This window comes from Acinetobacter sp. WCHA45 (assembly GCF_002165255.2).
In the GTDB taxonomy this organism is placed as follows: Bacteria; Pseudomonadota; Gammaproteobacteria; order Pseudomonadales; family Moraxellaceae; genus Acinetobacter.
Genome location: NZ_CP028561.1, coordinates 2,560,248 through 2,581,492, shown reverse-complemented (window position 1 = coordinate 2,581,492; position 21,245 = coordinate 2,560,248). Strand labels below are relative to the sequence as shown.

The 21,245-nt window shown below is 39.9% G+C and carries 19 protein-coding genes, 5 tRNA genes and 1 riboswitch; of the genes, 21 read left to right on the top strand and 3 right to left on the bottom strand.

Features of this window, described 5'->3' with window-relative positions:
* Positions 1 to 47: 47 nt before the first annotated feature.
* Entirely contained in the window at positions 48 to 1,943 is a 1,896-nt protein-coding gene (gene thiC, locus CDG55_RS13820; RefSeq protein WP_087536548.1) for a phosphomethylpyrimidine synthase ThiC, read from the bottom strand.
* Positions 1,944 to 2,027: 84 nt separating this feature from the next.
* A riboswitch (TPP riboswitch) is annotated at positions 2,028 to 2,148 on the bottom strand.
* A gap of 146 nt (positions 2,149 to 2,294) precedes the next feature.
* Here thiC and phoU point away from each other — a divergent pair.
* Positions 2,295 to 3,017 carry a phosphate signaling complex protein PhoU gene (phoU, locus tag CDG55_RS13815; protein WP_087536549.1) on the top strand — a complete coding sequence of 241 codons (723 nt, stop codon included), beginning with the start codon at positions 2,295 to 2,297 and terminating at the stop codon, positions 3,015 to 3,017.
* A 473-nt stretch (positions 3,018 to 3,490) separates the two neighbouring features.
* Here phoU and CDG55_RS13810 read toward each other — a convergent pair whose 3' ends face one another.
* Both CDG55_RS13810 and argH read right to left on the bottom strand, forming a co-directional pair.
* On the bottom strand, positions 3,491 to 3,763 hold the full coding sequence (locus CDG55_RS13810; protein ID WP_004773983.1) for an oxidative damage protection protein: 273 nt from the start codon (positions 3,761 to 3,763) through the stop codon (positions 3,491 to 3,493).
* A 9-nt stretch (positions 3,764 to 3,772) separates the two neighbouring features.
* Complete coding sequence (gene argH / locus CDG55_RS13805; protein ID WP_034602814.1) at positions 3,773 to 5,206, bottom strand: argininosuccinate lyase; 1,434 nt, start codon at positions 5,204 to 5,206, stop codon at positions 3,773 to 3,775.
* Between argH and CDG55_RS13800 the strand changes: the two genes are divergently transcribed.
* From CDG55_RS13800 to CDG55_RS13705, 20 genes are all read left to right on the top strand, one after another.
* A complete protein-coding gene (locus CDG55_RS13800) occupies positions 5,197 to 6,339 on the top strand; it encodes a sensor histidine kinase (protein ID WP_087536550.1) in 1,143 nt (380 codons plus the stop codon). The two genes, argH and CDG55_RS13800, sit on opposite strands and share 10 nt — an antisense overlap.
* A 58-nt stretch (positions 6,340 to 6,397) precedes the next feature.
* Entirely contained in the window at positions 6,398 to 7,138 is a 741-nt protein-coding gene (locus tag CDG55_RS13795) for a LytR/AlgR family response regulator transcription factor (protein WP_087536551.1), read from the top strand.
* Between the two features lie 104 nt (positions 7,139 to 7,242).
* Positions 7,243 to 8,160, top strand: a complete 918-nt coding sequence (gene hemC, locus CDG55_RS13790; protein ID WP_087536552.1) for a hydroxymethylbilane synthase — start codon at positions 7,243 to 7,245, stop codon at positions 8,158 to 8,160.
* Positions 8,160 to 8,936 carry a uroporphyrinogen-III synthase gene (locus CDG55_RS13785; RefSeq protein WP_087536553.1) on the top strand — a complete coding sequence of 259 codons (777 nt, stop codon included), beginning with the start codon at positions 8,160 to 8,162 and terminating at the stop codon, positions 8,934 to 8,936. Before hemC ends, CDG55_RS13785 begins: the two co-directional genes overlap by 1 nt.
* Entirely contained in the window at positions 8,933 to 9,760 is an 828-nt protein-coding gene (locus CDG55_RS13780; RefSeq protein WP_087536554.1) for a hypothetical protein, read from the top strand. Before CDG55_RS13785 ends, CDG55_RS13780 begins: the two co-directional genes overlap by 4 nt.
* Positions 9,761 to 9,767: 7 nt before the next feature.
* The gene (locus tag CDG55_RS13775; RefSeq protein ID WP_087536555.1) at positions 9,768 to 10,961 is read left to right on the top strand and encodes a heme biosynthesis protein HemY; all 1,194 of its coding nucleotides are present in this window, start codon (positions 9,768 to 9,770) and stop codon (positions 10,959 to 10,961) included.
* Positions 10,962 to 10,968: 7 nt separating this feature from the next.
* Entirely contained in the window at positions 10,969 to 11,406 is a 438-nt protein-coding gene (locus CDG55_RS13770) for an acyl-CoA thioesterase (RefSeq protein ID WP_087536556.1), read from the top strand.
* 389 nt (positions 11,407 to 11,795) lie between these two features.
* The gene (locus CDG55_RS13765) at positions 11,796 to 12,122 is read left to right on the top strand and encodes an H-NS family nucleoid-associated regulatory protein (protein WP_005163077.1); all 327 of its coding nucleotides are present in this window, start codon (positions 11,796 to 11,798) and stop codon (positions 12,120 to 12,122) included.
* A gap of 178 nt (positions 12,123 to 12,300) precedes the next feature.
* Positions 12,301 to 13,044 carry a type II secretion system protein N gene (gene gspN / locus CDG55_RS13760; RefSeq protein WP_087536557.1) on the top strand — a complete coding sequence of 248 codons (744 nt, stop codon included), beginning with the start codon at positions 12,301 to 12,303 and terminating at the stop codon, positions 13,042 to 13,044.
* Complete coding sequence (locus CDG55_RS13755; protein WP_087536558.1) at positions 13,044 to 13,880, top strand: type II secretion system protein N; 837 nt, start codon at positions 13,044 to 13,046, stop codon at positions 13,878 to 13,880. The genes gspN and CDG55_RS13755 overlap by 1 nt, the downstream gene beginning before the upstream one ends.
* A 41-nt stretch (positions 13,881 to 13,921) precedes the next feature.
* Positions 13,922 to 16,174 (top strand): type II secretion system secretin GspD, encoded by a 2,253-nt coding sequence (gene gspD, locus CDG55_RS13750; RefSeq protein ID WP_087536559.1) that lies wholly within the window; start codon positions 13,922 to 13,924, stop codon positions 16,172 to 16,174.
* A gap of 64 nt (positions 16,175 to 16,238) precedes the next feature.
* The gene (locus tag CDG55_RS13745; protein ID WP_005163069.1) at positions 16,239 to 16,862 is read left to right on the top strand and encodes an FHA domain-containing protein; all 624 of its coding nucleotides are present in this window, start codon (positions 16,239 to 16,241) and stop codon (positions 16,860 to 16,862) included.
* A 69-nt stretch (positions 16,863 to 16,931) separates the two neighbouring features.
* Complete coding sequence (locus CDG55_RS13740; protein ID WP_087536560.1) at positions 16,932 to 17,624, top strand: phosphoglycolate phosphatase; 693 nt, start codon at positions 16,932 to 16,934, stop codon at positions 17,622 to 17,624.
* Between the two features lie 82 nt (positions 17,625 to 17,706).
* The gene (gene trpE, locus CDG55_RS13735) at positions 17,707 to 19,200 is read left to right on the top strand and encodes an anthranilate synthase component I (RefSeq protein ID WP_087536561.1); all 1,494 of its coding nucleotides are present in this window, start codon (positions 17,707 to 17,709) and stop codon (positions 19,198 to 19,200) included.
* A gap of 99 nt (positions 19,201 to 19,299) precedes the next feature.
* Positions 19,300 to 19,375: transfer RNA gene (locus tag CDG55_RS13730), tRNA-Thr, on the top strand.
* Between the two features lie 52 nt (positions 19,376 to 19,427).
* Positions 19,428 to 19,511 (top strand) — tRNA-Tyr (locus CDG55_RS13725).
* Positions 19,512 to 19,544: 33 nt separating this feature from the next.
* Positions 19,545 to 19,620 (top strand) — tRNA-Gly (locus CDG55_RS13720).
* A gap of 11 nt (positions 19,621 to 19,631) precedes the next feature.
* Positions 19,632 to 19,706: transfer RNA gene (locus CDG55_RS13715), tRNA-Thr, on the top strand.
* Positions 19,707 to 19,870: 164 nt separating this feature from the next.
* Positions 19,871 to 21,061, top strand: coding sequence for an elongation factor Tu (gene tuf / locus CDG55_RS13710; protein WP_004659362.1), 1,191 nt, complete (start codon positions 19,871 to 19,873; stop codon positions 21,059 to 21,061).
* A 54-nt stretch (positions 21,062 to 21,115) separates the two neighbouring features.
* Positions 21,116 to 21,191: transfer RNA gene (locus tag CDG55_RS13705), tRNA-Trp, on the top strand.
* The last annotated feature ends 54 nt before the right edge of the window (positions 21,192 to 21,245 follow it).

The window sequence follows — 21,245 nt, the reverse complement described above, 5'->3', positions numbered from 1 at the left end:
TCATCCTAACCGAGATTGATTCGTGGGCAAATCTTTTTTTAGTCGATTTACAGCTTGTGGTACAATTTTAGACCATGTTCCTGATAAGCGGTTTTCATTGCATTGAGACCTGCTTCAACATCTTTTTCAGCATCATTTGATTGCTTAGCATTGTGCTGATTTTGTGCATAATCTCGCACATTCTGCGTGATTTTCATCGAGCAAAATTTTGGTCCGCACATAGAACAGAAATGTGCAGATTTGTGTGCTTCTTTGGGTAAAGTCTCATCGTGCATGCTGCGTGCTGTATCAGGGTCTAAGCTGAGGTTGAACTGGTCATCCCATCGGAATTCGAAACGTGCTTTCGATAATGCATTATCACGAACTTGAGCACCCGGATGACCTTTGGCTAAGTCTGCTGCATGTGCTGCAATTTTATAAGTGATAATGCCGTCTTTGACGTCTTTTTTGTTTGGTAAACCTAAGTGCTCTTTCGGTGTGACATAACACAGCATTGCTGTGCCATACCATCCAATCATTGCAGCACCAATTGCAGAAGTAATATGGTCATAACCTGGTGCGATATCGGTGGTGAGTGGACCAAGTGTATAGAAAGGTGCTTCTTTACAAACTTCAAGTTGTAGATCCATATTTTCTTTAATCATATGCATAGGCACATGACCGGGACCTTCAATCATCACCTGAACATCATGTTCCCAAGCACGATGTGTCAATTCACCTAAGGTTTTAAGCTCACTGAATTGAGCCTCATCATTTGCATCTTGAATACAGCCTGGACGTAAACCATCACCTAAGCTAAATGAAACGTCATAGGCTTTCATGATTTCACAGATTTCATCGAAATGCGTATACAAGAAGTTTTCTTGATGATGCGCAAGACACCATTGCGCCATAATTGAACCGCCACGAGACACAATACCGGTGAGACGATTGGCGGTCATGGGTACGTAACGTAATAGTACACCTGCATGGATAGTGAAATAATCCACACCTTGTTCAGCCTGCTCAATCAGTGTGTCTTTAAAGATTTCCCAAGTGAGATCTTCCGCGACACCATCTACTTTTTCCAAAGCTTGATAAATTGGAACAGTACCGATCGGAACAGGTGAATTACGGATAATCCATTCTCGGGTTTCATGAATATTCTTACCTGTCGATAAGTCCATGATCGTGTCGGCGCCCCAACGCGTTGCCCATGTCATTTTAGCAACTTCTTCATCAATCGATGAACCTAGAGCGGAGTTCCCAATATTGGCATTAATTTTTACTAAAAAGTTGCGACCAATGATCATTGGTTCAATTTCAGGATGATTAATGTTGGCAGGAATAATTGCACGACCTGCGGCAACTTCTTGACGCACGAATTCAGGTGTAATTTCTCTTAAATTCTGAGCACCAAAGTTTTGTCCTGCATGCTGACGCATGTCTACGCCGTCACCTTGGCGTTGATTTTCACGAATTGCAATATATTCCATTTCAGGCGTAATAATGCCCTGTTTCGCATAATGCATTTGCGTAACATTTTTCCCTGCCTTAGCTCGACGAGGGTTTTGAATATGAGCAAAACGAATGTCAGCAGTACGAATATCTTTTAAGCGAGCCTGACCAAAATCAGAACTTAAACTTGAGAGTACATCGGTATCATCACGTTCTTCAATCCAAGTTTGGCGGACAGAAGGTAGACCTTGATTTAAATCAATTTGGACATCAGGATCGGTATAAACACCCGATGTGTCATAAACCATAACAGGAGGATTATATTCACCCCCTAAACCTGTCGGCGTTTCTGTCAAGCTAATTTCGCGAAATGGAACTTGGATATCGGGGCGAGAACCTTCAACATAAACCTTGCGTGAAGCAGGTAAAATACGGGTTAAATCTTTAGCATCTTGCTCATGTTGAGCAGAAATATCAGCAGAGGGAAGATTCGTTAATTGGTTCATGGCATGATCCTTATGTATTACATTAACGAATCAAGCACGAGCAAAAACGATAGCGCATTTATCTCTTTGATAAATAAAGGCGAGGCTTTTGTTGGGCTTGATTCCTACGCAGGTGTTAACCTGATCAGGTTCAACGGTACTCATCTTTAAATCTTGCGATTAAGATAATCTCAGCAGTTAATTAACTGCGCTCCGTCAAGCTAGGTATTTAGACTAACAGATTTTTAGATTTTTGTTTTATCAATTCGCAGCAATCGACTTTTGGCTCAGCTGTGTTATTGTCATAAAAGTTTCATCATTGCTGTGTTTTAATCACCAATCATTTTTCCATGTGTCTAGTGGAGGCATACTGTGAGTCCAAGTAATCCTGTGTTAAGTCACCATATTTCTTCACAATTTAATGAAGACTTACAAGATGTACATACCAAATTTATGACCATGGGTGGCTTAGTAGAGCAGCAGGTTGCAAATGCAATTCATGCTTTATTAGACACAGATGAAAATTTGGCGATTGATGTTCAATTTAAAGATAATGTTGTTAATCAATATGAGCGTGATATTGATGAAGGTTTGACCTTGATTCTCGCCCGCCGTCATCCTGCTGCAATTGATTTGCGTATGGTCATTGCGATGAGTAAAGCAAATACAGATTTAGAGCGGATTGGTGACGAAGCTTCAAAAATTGCTCGTATTGCGCAAAATTTATGTGAAGAAGGTGAGTCTCCACGCGGTTATATGGAAACACGCCATATTGGTAACCAAGTGCGTGTTATGATTCATGATGCTTTGGATGCTTTCGCGCGTTTAGATGTTGATCAGGCTTTAAAAGTGGTGATGGCAGACGTGGATATTGATCGTGAATATCAGTCTGCAACACGAACTTTGATGACCTACATGATTGAAGACCCACGCCATATTACGCGTGTGATTAATGTGATGTGGGTATTGCGTTCGCTTGAGCGAATTGGCGATCATGCCCGTAATATTTCAGAGCAAGTTATTTATATGGCAAAAGGTATGGATGTACGTCATACCAGTATTGAAGAAATTGAACAAAAAGTGAATCAAAAATAATCATCAAATAAAGATTCAAAGCTGCTACATAATGAGCAGCTTTTTTTATTGCCATACGTTGCATAAAGTCATCGGAAATGAAGTAGTCATTTGGTAAATTTTAAGAGTAGTCATCCAATAATTTCTCAAAATCCTAAGGTGTTTTTTATTATGGGGTTAGCGTAATTTGAACAACGTTGCTGGGCAATTGATTGACCTAATATAACCGTGAATATGATTTTTATATAAATTGATATCATACAAATAAAAAAAATCCCAGACTTCGGGGGAAAGTCTGGGAGAGAAATATTATGTGTTACTTGAGATATCGAACTATCTCTTTTTGCTTCTGATATTCAATATAAGCGGAGAGTGTTGATCTGTCACGTAGACAACTGTGTATACTCTGTAAACCTTTATTACTTATGTAAATGTCATGTAAAAAGAGAGCTATATTTAGCCCTCTTTTATTCAGTGGTGTTAGTTGAAACGATTTACTTTTGTTCCGTCCAACCTTCTGCTTTTTCAACACTTTCGTCATTGTTGAAGAACTTCTCCCGTTGCTCTTCAAGAAACTTCTTCGCATCGGGTTCGAATACATTGAGGCGTTTTTCGTTAATGAGCGTGGTTTGGTGTTTTAACCATTCTTGCCAAGCCTGTTTTGAAACCGTCTCAAAGAATTCTTGACCTTTTGCACCTGGGAATGGTGCAAAGTCTAAACCTTCAAGCTCTTGTTTATATTTGCGGCAAAATACTTGTCTCGTCATGATTTATCCTTAAGCGTATAACTGTTCTAGGCGAGTGTGTGCACGAGTAATGGCTGCTTCAACTTGTTTTGGCGATGTCCCGCCGATATGATCACGCGCATTTACAGAAGCTTCTAAAGTTAAGGCTTTATCAAATACATCTGCTTCGATCAAATCAGAGAATTGTTGAAGCTGTTCCAATGTCAATTCAGATAAATCTTTTTCTTCAGCCACACCAAGCGCAACTGCTTTACCTACAATTTCGTGTGCATCACGGAAAGCAACACCTTTCTTCACAAGGTAATCAGCAAGGTCAGTTGCTGTAGAGAAACCACGAAGCGCTGCTTCACGCATAATTTCAATGTTTGGAACGAGTGCAGGCACCATATCTGCAAAGGCCATTAAGCAACCACGAACGGTATCAATTGCATCAAACAAAGGCTCTTTATCTTCTTGGTTGTCTTTGTTATATGCCAATGGTTGACCTTTCATTAGTGTTAATAAACTAATCAAATCACCAAACACGCGACCTGATTTACCACGTACTAACTCAGGAACATCTGGGTTTTTCTTCTGCGGCATGATAGATGAGCCCGTACAGAAGCGGTCTGGAATGTTGACGAACTTGAATTGAGCCGAAGTCCATAAAATCAGTTCTTCTGACATACGGGACAAATGCATCATAATCAAAGATGCCGCCGCATTAAATTCAATGGCAAAGTCACGATCAGAAACAGCATCAAGCGAATTTTCAGAAACAGCTTCGAAACCCAATAATTCGGCTGTATATGCGCGATCAATTGGGTAGGTTGTTCCTGCTAAGGCTGCTGAACCGAGTGGCATGCGATTAACACGCTTGCGACAATCTTGAAGGCGTTCAGTATCGCGAACCAACATCTCAAACCAAGCCAATAGGTGATGACCAAATGTTACTGGCTGAGCTGTTTGTAAATGAGTAAAACCAGGCATAATCGTATTGGTATTTTTGCTTGCCAGACTGAGTAGGCCTTTTTGTAAGCGTAGTAATAGACCTAAAATGTCATCAATTTCATCGCGTAAATATAAACGGATGTCAGTTGCAACTTGGTCATTACGGCTACGACCTGTATGTAATTTTTTACCTGTGATGCCGATACGTTGAGTCAAGCGAGACTCAATGTTCATATGTACGTCTTCTAAATCAATACGCCATTCGAAATTACCTGCTTCGATTTCAGCCTTGATTGTATTTAAACCTTGGATAATATCATCACGCTCAGCCTCGGTCAGTACACCAACTTTAGCAAGCATGGTTGCATGTGCAATCGAACCTGCAATATCTTGTTTATAAAAACGTTGGTCAAATTGAACAGATGCGGTAAATTCTGCAACAAATGCATCTGTTGCTTCAGAGAAGCGACCGCCCCACATTCCAGAGGTTTGATTAGGGCTTGCTGAAGAAGAGGATTGAGAAGATGTGGTCATGGCGGCTCAGTAAAATAAAAAAGAGTATAGCAAATCCAAACGTAGTTGCTGAAATTCGACGCAAGAAGTTATCGAAAACACGTCAAATGAGTCCAGCAGGGTCCTATTTTTTTACGAAAATAAGGCAATCGCAACACTTATTGGAATTAATTGTAGCAAGTAATGTTTTGGCAATGGTACTCGCACTTGCAGAAGCCCGTTCTTGGCAAGCAGTGGAAAGTATCCGAGTTTTTCAATACATGCTTTTTATTAACTGGATAATTTTATCGTTTTCTGCTTTTGTTGACTATTTTCAAGAGTTTTTTGCCAAATTTAGTCAGAAAATGGCGTTAATTTTAGGTTTTATTTTTCTTCAACTTATTGTTTTACTTACCACGTGTGTCATTAATATAATTCAATATTGGGGTTCATCAACAAATAATTTTTCTGAAGATATCTTATTTCAAGGTGTAAGTCTGCATTTGGGATATGGCATCTTGCTTGGTGCTTTCTGTTTGCGTTATCTCTATATGCGAGAGCAATGGATGAATCAGCAATATAGTGAGCTGAATGCGCGGATTCAAGCCATGCAAGCACGTATTCATCCTCACTTCTTATTTAATAGTTTAAATAGCGTCGTGAGTTTGATTTCAATTGATCCTGACAAAGCAGAAAACATGTTGATTAACTTGTCACGATTATTCCGCGCCAGTTTTCAAGAATTGAAATTGGTGAGTTTGGCTGAAGAAATTGACTTGTGTCAGCAATACTTAAGTATTGAAAAATTACGTTTAGGAGAGCGTTTAAAGGTAGAATGGAACATACAGGCGACGTCTTTAGAATTAAAACGAGTCACGATTCCATTATTAACATTGCAACCTTTGCTAGAGAATAGTATTTTTCATGGGGTAGAAAAAGTTTTACAGCCCTCAACCATTAGTGTATTGGTTGAAATATTGCAAAATCAAGTCAGTATAGTCATTACTAACCCTTATTCTCACGATACAATAAAATCGAGACAAGGGAATGGTATTGCAATAGACAATGTGAAGCAACGTCTAAAAGCCTATTACGGACAGACAGTGAAGTTTCAGGTTTATGGGGGAGTATCGTTATATACCACGGTGGTAAGTTATCACTATCGAGTAAAATAATAAGTTAAGTTAACCATAAAAAATGACGGATGAAGTTAACGGTTACAAGGAGGAGAGGATGAAAGTTCTGATTGCTGATGATGAACCTCTCGCAGTAGAGCGTTTGTCACGTTTAGTGACCCAAATGGGTCATGAGGTGATTGCGACGGCGCATCATGGGCAGGATGTGTTAAACCATATTGAAAATGATTCGCCCGATGTTGTTCTATTAGATATTCAAATGCCTGGAATGAACGGATTGGAGTGCGCTGAGCAGATCAGTCATTTTAGCCCTCGTCCAGCTATTATTTTTTGTACGGCATATGATCAACACGCATTGGAAGCGTTTAAATTTCAAGCACAGGGATACTTGCTCAAGCCTATTGCACAACAAGATTTACAACAGGTGTTCAATAGTCTGACGCAACTTACACAAGCACAAATGACTGGTTTACAACAACAAGACGATATGTACGATACTAAAACTCAACGCCATCAAATTGCTGCGAAAACTTATCGCGGGGTCGAACTTATTCCAATAGAGAATATTTACTATTTTCTAGCAGATCAGAAATATGTCACTGTGCGTCATCGGAATGGCAGTGTATTAATTGATGAAACTTTAAAAGATCTAGAATCTGAGTTTTCAGATCGTTTTATTCGAATTCATCGTAATGCTTTAGTTTCTCTTGATTATTTAGAACGGTTGGAACTGATTGCGGCGGGTCAGTATCAGGTTAGATTACGTGAGCTGGATGAACGCTTATCTGTAAGTCGCCGTCATTTACCAAGTTTAAGAGAATGTATGCATCAATTATAAAATATTGAGCTTAAGTCAGATGAAAAATCAGTTTTTGCTTGCAATTTTAGGTGAGCAAGTTAAGTTTGAAACAATTGTTTTTGATCCATGCTTAACTTGAATTTATGAAGACCTTAAAAATTGCGACTCGACAAAGCCCTCTGGCACTTTGGCAGGCGGAGCATATTCGCTCCCGTTTAAATGCGCTTTATCCAGATTTAACGGTTGAGTTGCTTAAGTTTGTGACGCAAGGTGATAAAATTTTAGATACACCTTTGGCAAAAATTGGTGGTAAAGGATTATTCGTTAAAGAGCTGGAAGCTGCTTTGTTAGATGGTCGCGCTGATTTGGCGGTGCATTCAATGAAAGACGTACCAATGCATTTACCTGTAGGTTTGACGCTCGCTGTGACTTGTGAGCGAGAAGACCCACTTGATGCCTTTGTTTCGAATCATTACCAAAGTTTTGATGAGTTACCTCAAGGTGCCAAAGTAGGTACATCTAGTTTGCGTCGCAAATGCCAAATTTTACAAATACGTCCTGATTTAGAGATTATTGACTTACGTGGCAATGTGGGGACGCGTTTATCAAAACTTGATGATGGTTTATATGATGCGATCATTTTAGCCAGTGCAGGTCTAAAGCGTTTAGGTTTGGCGGATCGAATTCGTCATTGTTTAACGCCTGTTTTAAGTTTACCTGCTGTTGGTCAGGGTGCATTGGGCTTAGAGTGCCGTGCAGATGATGTGGAATTATTAAAAATTATCCAACCATTACAGCATGAAGAAACCTCAATTTGTGTGCGTGCAGAACGTGCGTTTAATGCCTATCTAGAAGGTGGTTGTCAAGTTCCAATCGCAGGATATGCAACTTTAGCCAATGATCAGCTCTACATAGAAGGTCGTGTGGGAAGTGTTGATGGGAAAACCTTGCTAAAACAACAATTGGTTGGAACTCCAGAAGACGCTGAACAATTAGGTGAACAACTTGCACAATGCTTATTGGAGCAAGGTGCAGGTGAATTGTTAAAAGCGCTTTATTAATGCTTTTTATTAATACGCGCCCTGAAGATCGTGCTGTGAACTTAACGCAAGCATTGTTGGACGTGGGTCATCAAGTTATCAATCTGCCATTGTTGGAACTTGTAGCTGAACCTTTTTCGGGGCATTTACGTGAACTGTATCAGCAACTTGAGCAGGTGCAAGTTATTGTTGTTGTCAGCCCGACCGCCGTTGATGTCGGTATGCAATATTTACAACAACAAAAGATATCCTTAGATCAACTCAAGCATGTGCAGTGGATCGCAGTAGGTCAAGCAACTGCTCAAGCACTCGCAAAATTTAATGTAGACAGCCACATCCCTGAGGTTGAAAATTCGGAAGGTATGCTAGATCTCCCAATATTAAATCAACACGTGCATTTGGATAAAGTTGCTTTTTGGCGTGGTTTTGGGGGGCGGCAGTTTATGATGCAGCAGTTGCAACAGCAAGGTGTCGAGATTCTTAATTTTGTTCTTTATCGTCGCCAATGCCCAATACAAAGTGTTACGCTTTTTCCAAAAATTTTAAAAAAAATAATGCCAAGTCAACCTGTTATGGTGTTGATTAGTAGTGAGGCGAGTTGGAATAATTGGCAGCAGCTTTGTGGTCAAAATAATATAGATGCGAAATGGATATATTTGGCGTTAGGTGAGCGTTTAGCACAGTTACTCAAAAATGCACGGTTGCAAACACATCAAGAGATTAACATTATTCAGCTTGATAATTTATCTATATCAGAGATTATTCAACGTATCGGTGCTTGGCAAGGACGTATATGAGAAAGATTGTTTACCTGATTTTATTACTAAGTTTATTATGGTTAGCCAAACTTAGTTATGAAGTAGCACAATATTCTCAGATCGTTCCTCAACTCCAGCAACAGCTTACACAGCAGCAGCAACGTTATTCTTTGCTGAATGATCAATTTGTTGCTCTGCAGCGAAAATTACAAGATGCTCATTTATCTGACCCTTCAGAAGCTTCGAGCTTACCCAGTATGGTCACGGGTGTAGCGCCTGTTATATTAATCAAACAGCAATTACAGTTAGTTCAATTCGCAATAGATCAACAACAGTTCATTTATGCGATTGATCAATTAAATCAGGTACAGCAGCATATTGTCCAATATACGGTTTCTCCTGCTTTACAGCATAGTTTGATGAAAGCGATCGAACAGGATAAACAAGCTATTCAACATTATGTGCTTATGCAAACCCAACAGCAGCAACAGATTGATACTTTATTGCAGCAATTGGATCAAAAGCTTTTACAAGAAGTGCATAACCCAACTATTAAAATGCAAAAAGCTGAAGCCTCTTCATGGTGGTCTTGGTTCAAATTTGAAAGGGTGCAGCGTACACAGCCTGATTTAATCAATCGCCATCTCATTTTAAAAGAAGCTCAGTTACGTTTACTTCTTGCTTCACAAGCCTTACATCAGGGACAAGCATCTGAGTATCGCAAATCCGTTCAAGAGGTAATTCGATTATTCTCAATTTTACCTGATCAAAACAGTCAAATGATCAAGCAAAAATTAGAAAAGCTGTTAAATCTTTCAGTTATTCCGACACCTAAATTAACGACCCTTGGTTTACTGGGGTAATGTAATTATGAAACAACTGGTGTTCATTTATTTACTTGTAAGTCTATTATTTTTTGCTATGTTTGCCATGCTGAGCTATGGCTACGGTAATGGCTATGTTTATATTTACTGGCGCGATTGGCAGTTCCAAAGCAGTTTATGGGGCTTAATCGCACTTTTTATTGTGATTAGTTTATTCGCACAGTTGTTATGGTTTGTGAGTCGCAGATATTTTGCGCGAGAACAGCGTAAGAAAGAAAATATTTTACAATTTAAAGATCTACATCCATATGAGCAGCTCGGTATAGTCTGGCTGCTTGATGCGGCAAAAGAACAGCAGGGATTTATTGAGCGTGTTTTTGCTCAATCAGGATTGCTGAGTAATATTGTTGATGCACAATTTGATTATAAAAATGGTGACTATCAACTCGCTTTGCAGAAACTAGAGAAATCAGCACCGATGGCCTTTGAGCTGGCAGAACTACAGCGGATCGATATTTTCTTAGAACAACATGAAACAGAAAAAGCATTAACCCATCTAGAATTCCTTGCACAGCATCAACTTTCACCTTGGTTGGCTGAGATTGAAACTGCTTATCAACAACGCATTACTGTTTTGTGGGGCAAACTTGCCTTACAACAGCCTTGGTTATTTTTACAATCAATTCAGCATGGTTTATTAAGTGCAGAACATCGAGATCTCTGGTTGCAACAATTACTCATACAGTTTGATCAAGCATCTGTGGATGACTTAGCTGCACTGCAACAGCGGTATATTGCTCTAGAGAATGAAATTCAAGCACGACCATATAGTAGTAAGGTTTTGTGGTTAAAATTATTGGCACGTATGCCAGAAATGGGATTGCAGCATGAGGATCTTGCATTGCATTTATTGCAAGAAAATTTCGATCCAGAGGTTTTTTATCTTTGGTTCCAACAGCAACTACTGAAGCAAATTCCCGATTATAGCTATGTTGAGCAACGTATTATTCAGCTAGAACAGCGTTACATGAGTGTTCCAATGTTGACCTTTGCAAAATGGCATATTTATGTTGCAACTCAACGTTTAGAAGAAGCTGAGCAGTTATTAACTTTATATCCTGATAATATAGTAATGAGCTATTTGCGGATTAAATCAACGCTTGGAGATAATCTGGATTTGATCAGGCAGTTGAATTTAATCTTTGAAAATGATGTTAATTTTTTAAACTTTAAGATATGAGTGAGATATGAAAGAACTGTCTGTCTATCCTGTTGTACATCGACAAACAATTGCTTGGGGTGATATGGATGCTTTTGGGCATGTAAATAATGTGCAGTATTATCGCTATATTGAGAGTGCACGAATTGCTTATTTAATGGCATTAAATATATTTGATCAAGATATAGTGACGGTGGTAGCCTCTAGTCAATGTAAATATTTAAAGCCAGTATTTTATCCTGATGTGCTGCATATTGGTGCACGTATTGAGGAGCTCAGAAATAGTGCTTTTCGAATGCATTATAGTTTATGGAGTGAAACACAAAACCAAATCGTTGCAACAGGAGAGGCAGTGATGGTTTGTGTTGATAAAGTAACCTCCAATAAACTAGCTATTCCTGAATTGATTAAACAAAATATTATTGCTATTGAACAAAGTGTTGGAAATAATCTTGCATTAAAATAATTTTATAAAGACTATTATGTCTATATTTATTTTGAGTGCGTTAATCTCATATAACTTATCTTTTTATTTTGTGAATTAATTCATAGATAGTCTAGATTTGTTATATGGAATTCAACCTATAGAAAGCATCAAGAATTAAGGTAAAATTAATATTCATCAGGTTCTAAAAATTATTTCATCATTTTAAAAAAATTAATACAATGGATTTAATGAAATGCACTTAAGTTTTTTGTTTTATTGTAAGTATAAGATGATTTATGGTTGTATTGTGATTAATTTGACTAATTTAATATTGATTATTTAATTGTATATAAATTACTATGGCAATAGAATTTTTGAATTCTTTTTTATTTTGAGTGATATATTTCTTTTGAGTTGGAGTGGTTCTAATGAAACCAGATATTAGTGATTTATCTGTAGAAGACTTAAAACGTTTACAGGTAGAAGCGGAAGCTTTAATCGCAAGCAAAAAAGATCAAGCAATTGAAGATGCTTATAATGAAATTATTGCAATAGCTGAAGCAGTTGGTTTTAGTGTTGAAGAGTTATTGGAGTTAGGTGAGCAAAAGCGTAAGAAGACAACGCGCAAAGCAGTAGAACCACGTTACCGTAATAAAAATAATACAGAAGAAACTTGGACTGGTCGTGGTAAACAGCCACGTTGGTTAGTTGCTGAATTAGAGAAAGGCGCAAAACTTGAAGATTTTCTAATCTAAGCAAGTTTTACTCGTCATCGTTCTGTCATACGATGATTCTATGCTTCATTAAAGCCAAGCTTAAAAAGCTTGGTTTTTTTATATGAGAGAATTGGCGATGTTGAAAAAGTATGCATAATGTCATTCAGGGGCGAGTGTCTCTAAAAGGATGATAATTTGTGCATTTGGTAAGGGTGGAATGAAGAAAAATACCAAACAATGGAAGTGGTGGGTTTTCACCATTTTTGCATTTTTAATTTTTATTATTTTACAAATTCCAGCAACATGGTTAATTGCGAAATTTTCTAAAGATAATCAAATCTTACATAATGTTAGCGGCAATATTTGGCAGGGACAAGCGGATTGGCAAAAAGGTCAGTTACGTGGTTCTGTACATTGGAAAACCCGTCCTTTAGATTTATTAATGTTGCGTCTTGGCGCAAATCTCGATATTCACAGCGGGAATACCCAATTTAATGGTATTTTGGGTTACGGTTTAGGTCAAAAGATTTTGATCAAAGATTTGCAAGGTGAAATTGCACCTGAGACTTTAAAGTATTTTGCCAATTGGCAGTGGCCTGAGAATTCAATTCAACTTAAAGATGTACAATTTAATTATCAAAAGGAAAAAGGCTTTACTGCAACTGAAGGTAAATTGCACTGGGGTGGTGGTGAATTGAATTATACCTTTGGTCAACGCCAAGATCGTATGAATATGCCTTCATTGACTGCGGAAATGAAAGATGAAAATGGACAATTGCAAATAGATGTTCGGGATCAGCAAAGTCAGAAAATGGCGAATCTAAGTTTAGACCCGAATCTTATGCTCGATATTCAATTGACACAGCGGATGTTATTAAATGTACCATCTTATCAAGGTAAAGCGGGACTCGACACTTACGTGATTAGTTCTCGCCAACCATTGTTGCAAGGTGGTTTTTAATGAAAACAATAGCACAAAAACTACAGCAGTTTCGTTGGCAGCAATTCGATAAAACAAGTGCTTTTATCCTAACTTTACTCATTTTATGGTTGTGTTGGAAGTTAGCTTCTTTATTCTGGTTGGTTGTGGCTCCACCTCAGCCGATGCAGTTTGATCGTGTTGCATTGGGTTCACAACAGGCGCAAGTTCCTAATATTAGTTCTTTTGCACTATTTAATGAACCTGCTACTACGACAGCACAAGATAATGTCAATGTGGAGTTGCAGGGCGTATTGTTGGGTTATCCAAGCTATTTGTCATCGGCGGTTATTAAGTTAAACGATACTGCTGAGCGTTATCGTGTTGGTGAAACCATCGGTTCAACTTCCTATCAACTAGCGGAAGTGTATTGGGACCATGTCATTCTGAAGCAGGATAATGGTGCAACACGAGAAGTTAAATTTAAGGGTTTAGATAATGGTTTATACCAGCCAATTGCCCCTGTATTAAACCCTCAAGCTGCAACACCTCAAACACCTACACCTGCTCAAAACTCATCACAATCTGCGCTGGGACAAGCGATCCAACAAATGCAGGAAAATCGTGAGCAGTATTTAAAAAATATGGGAGTGAGTGGTGGTGGTTCAGACGGTTACGAAATCTCAGATCGAACACCAACGAATTTAAAAAATACCTTGGGTTTGCGGTCTGGTGATCGTATTCTATCGATCAACGGTCAGACAGTCGGGCAGGGTCTTAGCGAAGTGCAATTATTAGAGCAAGTACGTCGTGAAGGACATGCCAAAATAGAAATAAAACGTGGTGATCAAGTGATGACCATACAACAAAGTTTTTAGTGATAACACGTCATCACATTAGTTAGGAATAAGTGCAGGTTATGGCTTTCTTGAATCATCAACGTCCACTTTGGGCATTACTTGCTGCCGCGCCTTTGGTTGCGACCATCAGTACCAATGTGCAAGCACAAACATGGAAGATTAATCTACGTGATGCGGATTTAACAGCATTTATTAATGAAGTCGCTGATATTACGGGTAAGAACTTTGCAGTTGATCCCCGTGTGCGCGGGAACGTTACTGTTATTTCCAATAAACCTCTCAATAAAGATGAGGTCTATGACCTATTTTTAGGCGTGTTGAATGTTAATGGTGTGGTTGCACTTCCATCAGGTAATACGGTCAAGTTAGTTCCTGACAGCAATGCTAAAAACTCAGGTATTCCGTACGATGCTCGAAGTCGTGCAGGTGGGGATCAAATTGTTACTCGTGTCATTTGGTTGCAAAACACGAACCCAAATGATTTGATTCCTGCGTTACGGCCATTGATGCCACAATTTGCACATTTGGCTGCTGTGGCTGGCACCAATGCTTTGATCGTTTCAGATCGTGCGACGAATATTTATCAACTTGAAAATATTATCCGTAATTTGGATGGTACAGGGCAAAATGATATTGAAGCGATCAGTTTGCAATCAAGTCAGGCTGAAGAAGTTATTGGTTTACTCGAAACCATGAGTGCAACAGGTGCCTCGAAAGATTTTATTGGTTCGCGTGTGCGAATTATTGCAGATAATCGAACCAATCGTATTTTAATTAAGGGTGATCCTGATTCACGCAAACGTTTACGCCAGATGATTGAAATGCTCGATGTTCCATCGGCAGATCGCTTGGGTGGTTTGAAAGTATTCCGTTTGAAATATGCGAGTGCCAAGAATTTAGCTGAAATTCTACAAGGTTTAGTCACAGGACAGTCAGTTTCGTCTTCATCAAATACTAGTGCTAGTAAATCAAACTCAATTAGCAATCTAGTTTCAAATAATCAAAATTCGGGTTCATCGACAGGTTCGTCGTCAATTTCTACTTCATCAATTAACCTAAACAATACCAGCAATAATAGCCAAAATAGTGGTGTTACAAGCTTTAATAGTGCTGGTGTGAGTATTATTGCAGATAGCACTCAAAATGCTTTGGTTGTTAAAGCTGATCCGCAATTGATGCGTGAAATTGAGGCAGCCATTCAGCAATTAGATACTCGACGTCAGCAAGTCTTGATCGAGGCTGCTATTATTGAAATTGTAGGTAGTGATGCTGATCAACTTGGTGTCCAATGGGCTTTAGGTGATCTCAATAGCGGTGTTGGATTAATTAACTTTTCGAATGTTGGCTCTAGTATTTCTAAGCTCGCAGCAGGTTATCTAACAGGTGGGGCGGCTGGCGTTGGTTCAGCACTTGGTACAGGTTCATCCATTATTCTGGGTGACTACAAAGAAGGTGCGAATGGCTCTCGTAAATTATATGGTGCTCTCATCCAAGCGCTAAAAGAAAATAAAAAATCAAATTTATTGTCTACACCATCCATCGTGACAATGGATAATGAAGAAGCGTATATCGTCGTAGGGCAGAATGTTCCATTTGTAACAGGGTCAGTTGCGACGACTGGAAACAGTACGGTGAATCCTTACACAACTGTTGAGCGTAAAGATGTGGGTGTTACTTTAAAGGTGATCCCTCATATCGGTGAAGGTGGTTCTGTTCGACTTGAAGTGGAGCAAGAAGTTTCAAACGTTGAAAATAGTAAGGGTCAGGCTGCTGACTTGGTGACAAGTAAACGAGCGATTAAAACTTCAGTTCTCGCAGATCATGGGCAAACAGTCGTGTTAGGTGGCTTGGTTACCGATCAGACTGATATTAGTCGTCAAAGTTTGCCTGTTCTTGGGGATATTCCTTATCTTGGTCGTTTGTTCCGTTCAGATAGTCGTGGCAATGAAAAACGTAATTTACTTGTATTTATCCATCCAACCATAGTGGGTGATGCTGAGGATGTGCAACGTATATCTCAACAACGTTATAACCAGCTATACAGTCTCCAATTGTCTATGGATAAAAATGGTAATTTTGCAAAATTACCTGAAAATGTTGCGGATATTTATCGCCCACAACCTGCGGTAAGTAGCTCACCATACCAAAAAGTTCCAACAACAACGCAAAAAAAGGCTGTTGTTATCACAAAGCCTGTCGTTGTAGTTGAGCCTCAAATACAACGAAAAACGGTGCAGCTTCCAGCCAAAGCAACTGAACGCAGTAAACATACAGTGACAACCACGACGATTCGTCCTGCGTCTTCACAGTAGATGCACAGAAGCGCTTATGTCACAATGTTATGATTGAAAGAAATGATGATAAGGATAAACATCTATGACTTGGAAATTACAAGCCATTACAGGTGAATTTACAGGGCAAGAGATTAGTATTGAGCGTGACATGCTGGTGGGGCGGGATCAGGACGCTGAAATTTTGTTGCAGCTCAAGGACATTTCACGAAAACATGCTGCATTACTGTTTAGAGATGACCATGTTTGGGTAAAAGATTTAAAGTCTACAAATGGAACATTTGTGAATGGTGAGCGTGTTGAGCAGGAACAGGAAATAGAATTGCATGATGGGGATATGCTCCAGTTTGCCAATTTTATATTTATGATTCTTGCTCCTGAGCGTTATAAGGCTGATTTACCTGAAATTGAAGTTGAGCCAGTAGCGGCAACGAATCACGATGCGGGTATGCCAACGCTTGCAGAGCGAGCTGCGGAGACTTCGATTAATCGAGATGGTATGCCACAACAAGTTGGAATTCCAAAACCAGCACCAATTCCTGAAGGTATTGATGTTCATGCTGCTGCTGAACAGCAGCCGATCGCAATTGAAGAACCTATTTCTCGTGTTCAACAAGAAATTGAACAGCAAAAAAATGCATCGATTGGTTTAATTTCAATTGTTGTACTCATCATTTTAGCTGTGATTGCTTGGTTATTCTTTAAATAATTATATTAACCTTTTACAATCAAGGCATGCTCATATGGGCGTGCCTTTTGATTTCTTGAGTCGAAATCTATGTCTGTTGCTCAGTTACAACAACGAAGTTTAATTTTATTTGATCTGGATGGGACGCTTGTGGACTCAGCGGCTGATTTATATCGAGCAATGAATCTAAGTTTGGAAAAGCTGGCATTACCATTGGTAACAGAGGTGCAGATTCGAGCTTGGGTAGGCAAGGGTGCGGCTAAACTATGTGAGACTGTCTTGGAGTATTTGTTTGGGCAGATTGATGCCCAGCAGCAGAAGCAATTGCTTGAGACTTTTGTTGAGATTTATGAACAAGAATTATGTGTAAACACCAACGTATATGAAGGTGTTTTACCATTTTTGGATTACTGCCAACAGCATAATATTACGATGGCTTGCGTAACTAACAAACCAGAGCATTTAGCGCAAGGTATCCTCGATATTTTGCAGTTAAGCCCATATTTTAAGATGGTGGTTGGTGGTGATAGTTTAGCTGAACGTAAACCTCACCCTTTGCCTTTACTACACTGTATGCAGCAACAAAATATTACAGCGTCACAAGCTTTGATGATCGGTGATTCGAGTAATGATGTGGAAGCCGCTAGACGTGCAGGTATTGATTGTATTGTGGTCAGCTATGGCTATAATCATGGGGAAAGTATCTATGACTGTCAGCCACAGCAAGTGGTCGATAGTTTGGCAGAATTGATAGAAGATGATTTAGTCAGGAGACAAGCATGAAGTTTGTTATGGTTTTTCGATGGCGGGCTTGAGAAGGCACTACAGAAAAAACGCACAGAAATTAAAACCATAGAGAAGATTCATGACGACCTTAGTACAATTTGAGCAATTAAAATCAGCAGGCTATAACACCATTCCAGTGTATCGCCAACGTTTAGCCGATACAGAAACCCCACTTTCTGTTTTTGCACGTTTTAAAGAACAAAAACAAGCTTATCTCTTTGAGTCTGTTGAAGGGGGTGAGAATTGGGCGCGCTATTCAATGATTGGTTTAGGGGAGTCGATTGTATTTTCCTGTAATGCAGGTGTATTGACCATTCAGCAAGCTGATGGCTCGCTTCGTCAGCAAGACTGCGCTGATCCATTTCAGTATATCCGTGATTTTCAAAGTCAATTTAAAGTGCCAACCCAAGTTGAATTGCCTGAGTTACCAAGTTTTACTGGTGGCTTGGTTGGGTATTTGGGGTATGATGCGGTACGTTATATCGAACCAAAACTTAAAAACGTTCCCACGGCTGATCCTGTGACGTTGCCAGATCTTTGGTTAATGTTGTCTCAAACCGTGATTGTGTTTGATAATTTAAAGGACACTTTGTTTTTAATTCATCACGCAGATTCGAGTCAGCCTGATGCCTATAAGACGGCTCAGCAGAAGTTGGATCAACTTGAGCAGTTGCTCGCTACGCCTGTCAGCTTACAAGCGAAACCCCATACTGCGCCACATTTCGAATCCATTACGGGTAAAGAAAAGTTTCTAGAAACCGTTGAGAAAGTAAAAGAGTATATCCGTGCAGGCGATGTGATGCAGGTTGTGCCTGGTCAACGTATGGTGTCTGACTTTGATGGTGAGGCTTTACAAGTTTATCGTGCATTACGCCATCTCAATCCATCGCCGTATTTATTTCTAGTGCAGGGACAAACGCTCACAGATCAAAAGCCATTTCATATCGTGGGTTCTTCGCCAGAAATTCTTTCACGCTTAGAAAATGGTATTGCAACAGTACGTCCTTTGGCTGGAACACGACCACGTGGTAAAACTAAGGAAGAAGATCTTGCCTTGGAAAAAGATTTACTTGCAGATGAAAAAGAGATTGCAGAACATCTCATGCTAATCGATTTGGGTCGCAATGATGTTGGTCGCGTTTCTAAAATTGGTAAAGTGCAAGTGACTGATCGTATGGTGATTGAGCGTTATTCTCATGTCATGCATATCGTGTCTAATGTGCAGGGTGAAGTACGTGATGATGTGGATGCTTTAGATGTGTTTAAAGCAACCTTTCCTGCTGGAACCCTTTCAGGCGCACCAAAAATCCGCGCTATGGAAATTATTGATGAAGTAGAGCCAGTTAAACGTGGTGTATTTGGTGGTGCTGTAGGTTATTTAGGCTGGCATGGTGAAATGGACATGTCGATTGCGATTCGTACCTGTGTGATTCGTGATAAAAAGGTCTATGTACAGGCAGGGGCAGGCTTAGTTGCAGACTCAAACCCTGAATCAGAGTGGAATGAAACCCAAATAAAAGCTCGCGCAGTGATCAAAGCGGTTGAATTATCATCAAACGGATTGATTTTATGAGTTTTTAACGGTTTTTTTGAAAAAACCACTTGCATCGATTCAGAGTTTTGCTAAACTGCACACCGTTCCGATACGAAACGTACGAAACACTAAGAAAGAGCCGGCATAGCTCAGTTGGTAGAGCAACTGACTTGTAATCAGTAGGTCCACAGTTCGAATCCGTGTGCCGGCACCATCTTAAAGTGTGGTAGTATAGCGTAAAGAACAGCACTGTGTAAGTGTGATATGGTGAGATTCCCGAGCGGCCAAAGGGGGCAGACTGTAACTCTGCTACGAAAGTTTCGAAGGTTCGAATCCTTCTCTCACCACCATCTAACTTCGATTGAAGTGGTAAGTACCAACATGCGGGAGTAACTCAGTTGGTAGAGTGGCAGCCTTCCAAGCTGCATGTCGCGAGTTCGATCCTCGTCTCCCGCTCCATCGGAGATGTCGCTCTTATAGCTCAGTGGTAGAGCACTCCCTTGGTAAGGGAGAGGTCTCGAGTTCAAATCTCGATAAGAGCTCCAGATATACAGCTTAGTAGAATTTCTACAAAATTTTTAAAGAAGCAGGCTATTATAGTCTGCTTTTCAAGTATTGGGTGTCTAGTTTTTTAGGCGAATGTCGATAAAGAAAGTTTTTCAGGGTTGTTTTTCTCTAAACTGGTGTCGACGTAAACGAGGAAAATCAAATGGCTAAGGCTAAGTTTGAACGTAATAAACCACACGTAAACGTGGGTACAATTGGTCACGTTGACCATGGTAAAACAACTTTAACTGCTGCGATTGCAACGATCTGTGCAAAAACTTACGGCGGTGAAGCGAAAGATTACTCACAAATCGACTCAGCTCCTGAAGAAAAAGCACGTGGTATTACAATTAATACTTCACACGTAGAATACGATTCTCCAATCCGTCACTACGCTCACGTAGACTGCCCGGGCCACGCCGATTATGTTAAAAACATGATTACTGGTGCTGCTCAGATGGACGGCGCGATCCTTGTATGTGCTGCGACTGATGGTCCAATGCCACAAACTCGTGAACACATCCTTCTTTCACGTCAGGTTGGTGTACCTTACATCATCGTATTCTTAAACAAGTGTGACCTTGTTGATGATGAAGAATTACTTGAATTAGTAGAAATGGAAGTTCGTGAACTTCTTTCTACTTATGACTTCCCAGGTGATGACACTCCAATCATCCGTGGTTCAGCGCTTCAAGCATTGAACGGCAATGATGGCGAATATGGTGAGAAATCAGTTCTTGCACTTGTTGAAGCGCTTGACTCTTACATCCCAGAACCAGAGCGTGCAATCGATAAAGCATTCTTAATGCCAATCGAAGATGTATTCTCTATCTCTGGTCGTGGTACGGTTGTAACTGGTCGTGTTGAATCTGGTATCGTTAAAGTTGGCGAATCAGTTGAAATCGTTGGTATCCGTGACACAGTTGTAACGACTGTAACTGGCGTAGAAATGTTCCGTAAACTTCTTGACGAAGGTCGTGCGGGCGAGAACTGTGGTGTTCTTCTACGTGGTACTAAGCGTGAAGACGTACAACGTGGTCAAGTACTTGCTAAACCAGGTACAATCAAGCCACACACTAAATTCGATGCGGAAGTATATGTACTTTCTAAAGAAGAAGGTGGTCGTCATACTCCATTCCTTAACGGTTACCGTCCACAGTTCTACTTCCGTACAACTGACGTAACTGGCGCAATCAAGTTACAAGAAGGCGTAGAAATGGTTATGCCTGGTGACAACGTTGAGATGTCAGTAGAGTTAATCCACCCAATCGCAATGGACCCAGGTCTACGTTTTGCGATCCGTGAAGGTGGTCGTACTGTAGGTGCGGGTGTTGTTGCTAAAGTAACTGCATAAGCCCAATATTATATTACATTCAAATCGAAAGCTTCGGCTTTCGATTTGCTTCATAGGCTAGTAGTTCAATTGGTAGAGCGTCGGTCTCCAAAACCGAATGTTGGGGGTTCGAGTCCCTCCTGGCCTGCCACTTTTTTTAAATAAAAAAGCTTAATTCTGGCTAAGTTGTCATATAATAATTCGC

Bases quoted from the DNA above. Each gene is read 5' to 3' on its own strand.
- CDG55_RS13810 (WP_004773983.1), bottom strand. From the start codon at position 3,763: ATGACGAGACAAGTATTTTGCCGCAAATATAAACAAGAGCTTGAAGGT.
- CDG55_RS13785 (WP_087536553.1), top strand. From the start codon at position 8,160: ATGCTTTTTATTAATACGCGCCCTGAAGATCGTGCTGTGAACTTAACG.
- CDG55_RS13765 (WP_005163077.1), top strand. From the start codon at position 11,796: ATGAAACCAGATATTAGTGATTTATCTGTAGAAGACTTAAAACGTTTA.
- CDG55_RS13745 (WP_005163069.1), top strand. From the start codon at position 16,239: ATGACTTGGAAATTACAAGCCATTACAGGTGAATTTACAGGGCAAGAG.
- CDG55_RS13780 (WP_087536554.1), top strand. From the start codon at position 8,933: ATGAGAAAGATTGTTTACCTGATTTTATTACTAAGTTTATTATGGTTA.
- CDG55_RS13795 (WP_087536551.1), top strand. From the start codon at position 6,398: ATGAAAGTTCTGATTGCTGATGATGAACCTCTCGCAGTAGAGCGTTTG.
- CDG55_RS13775 (WP_087536555.1), top strand. From the start codon at position 9,768: ATGAAACAACTGGTGTTCATTTATTTACTTGTAAGTCTATTATTTTTT.
- CDG55_RS13755 (WP_087536558.1), top strand. From the start codon at position 13,044: ATGAAAACAATAGCACAAAAACTACAGCAGTTTCGTTGGCAGCAATTC.
- trpE (WP_087536561.1), top strand. From the start codon at position 17,707: ATGACGACCTTAGTACAATTTGAGCAATTAAAATCAGCAGGCTATAAC.
- CDG55_RS13740 (WP_087536560.1), top strand. From the start codon at position 16,932: ATGTCTGTTGCTCAGTTACAACAACGAAGTTTAATTTTATTTGATCTG.
- thiC (WP_087536548.1), bottom strand. From the start codon at position 1,943: ATGAACCAATTAACGAATCTTCCCTCTGCTGATATTTCTGCTCAACAT.
- CDG55_RS13770 (WP_087536556.1), top strand. From the start codon at position 10,969: ATGAAAGAACTGTCTGTCTATCCTGTTGTACATCGACAAACAATTGCT.
- argH (WP_034602814.1), bottom strand. From the start codon at position 5,206: ATGACCACATCTTCTCAATCCTCTTCTTCAGCAAGCCCTAATCAAACC.
- CDG55_RS13800 (WP_087536550.1), top strand. From the start codon at position 5,197: ATGTGGTCATGGCGGCTCAGTAAAATAAAAAAGAGTATAGCAAATCCA.
- hemC (WP_087536552.1), top strand. From the start codon at position 7,243: ATGAAGACCTTAAAAATTGCGACTCGACAAAGCCCTCTGGCACTTTGG.
- tuf (WP_004659362.1), top strand. From the start codon at position 19,871: ATGGCTAAGGCTAAGTTTGAACGTAATAAACCACACGTAAACGTGGGT.
- gspD (WP_087536559.1), top strand. From the start codon at position 13,922: ATGGCTTTCTTGAATCATCAACGTCCACTTTGGGCATTACTTGCTGCC.
- gspN (WP_087536557.1), top strand. From the start codon at position 12,301: ATGAAGAAAAATACCAAACAATGGAAGTGGTGGGTTTTCACCATTTTT.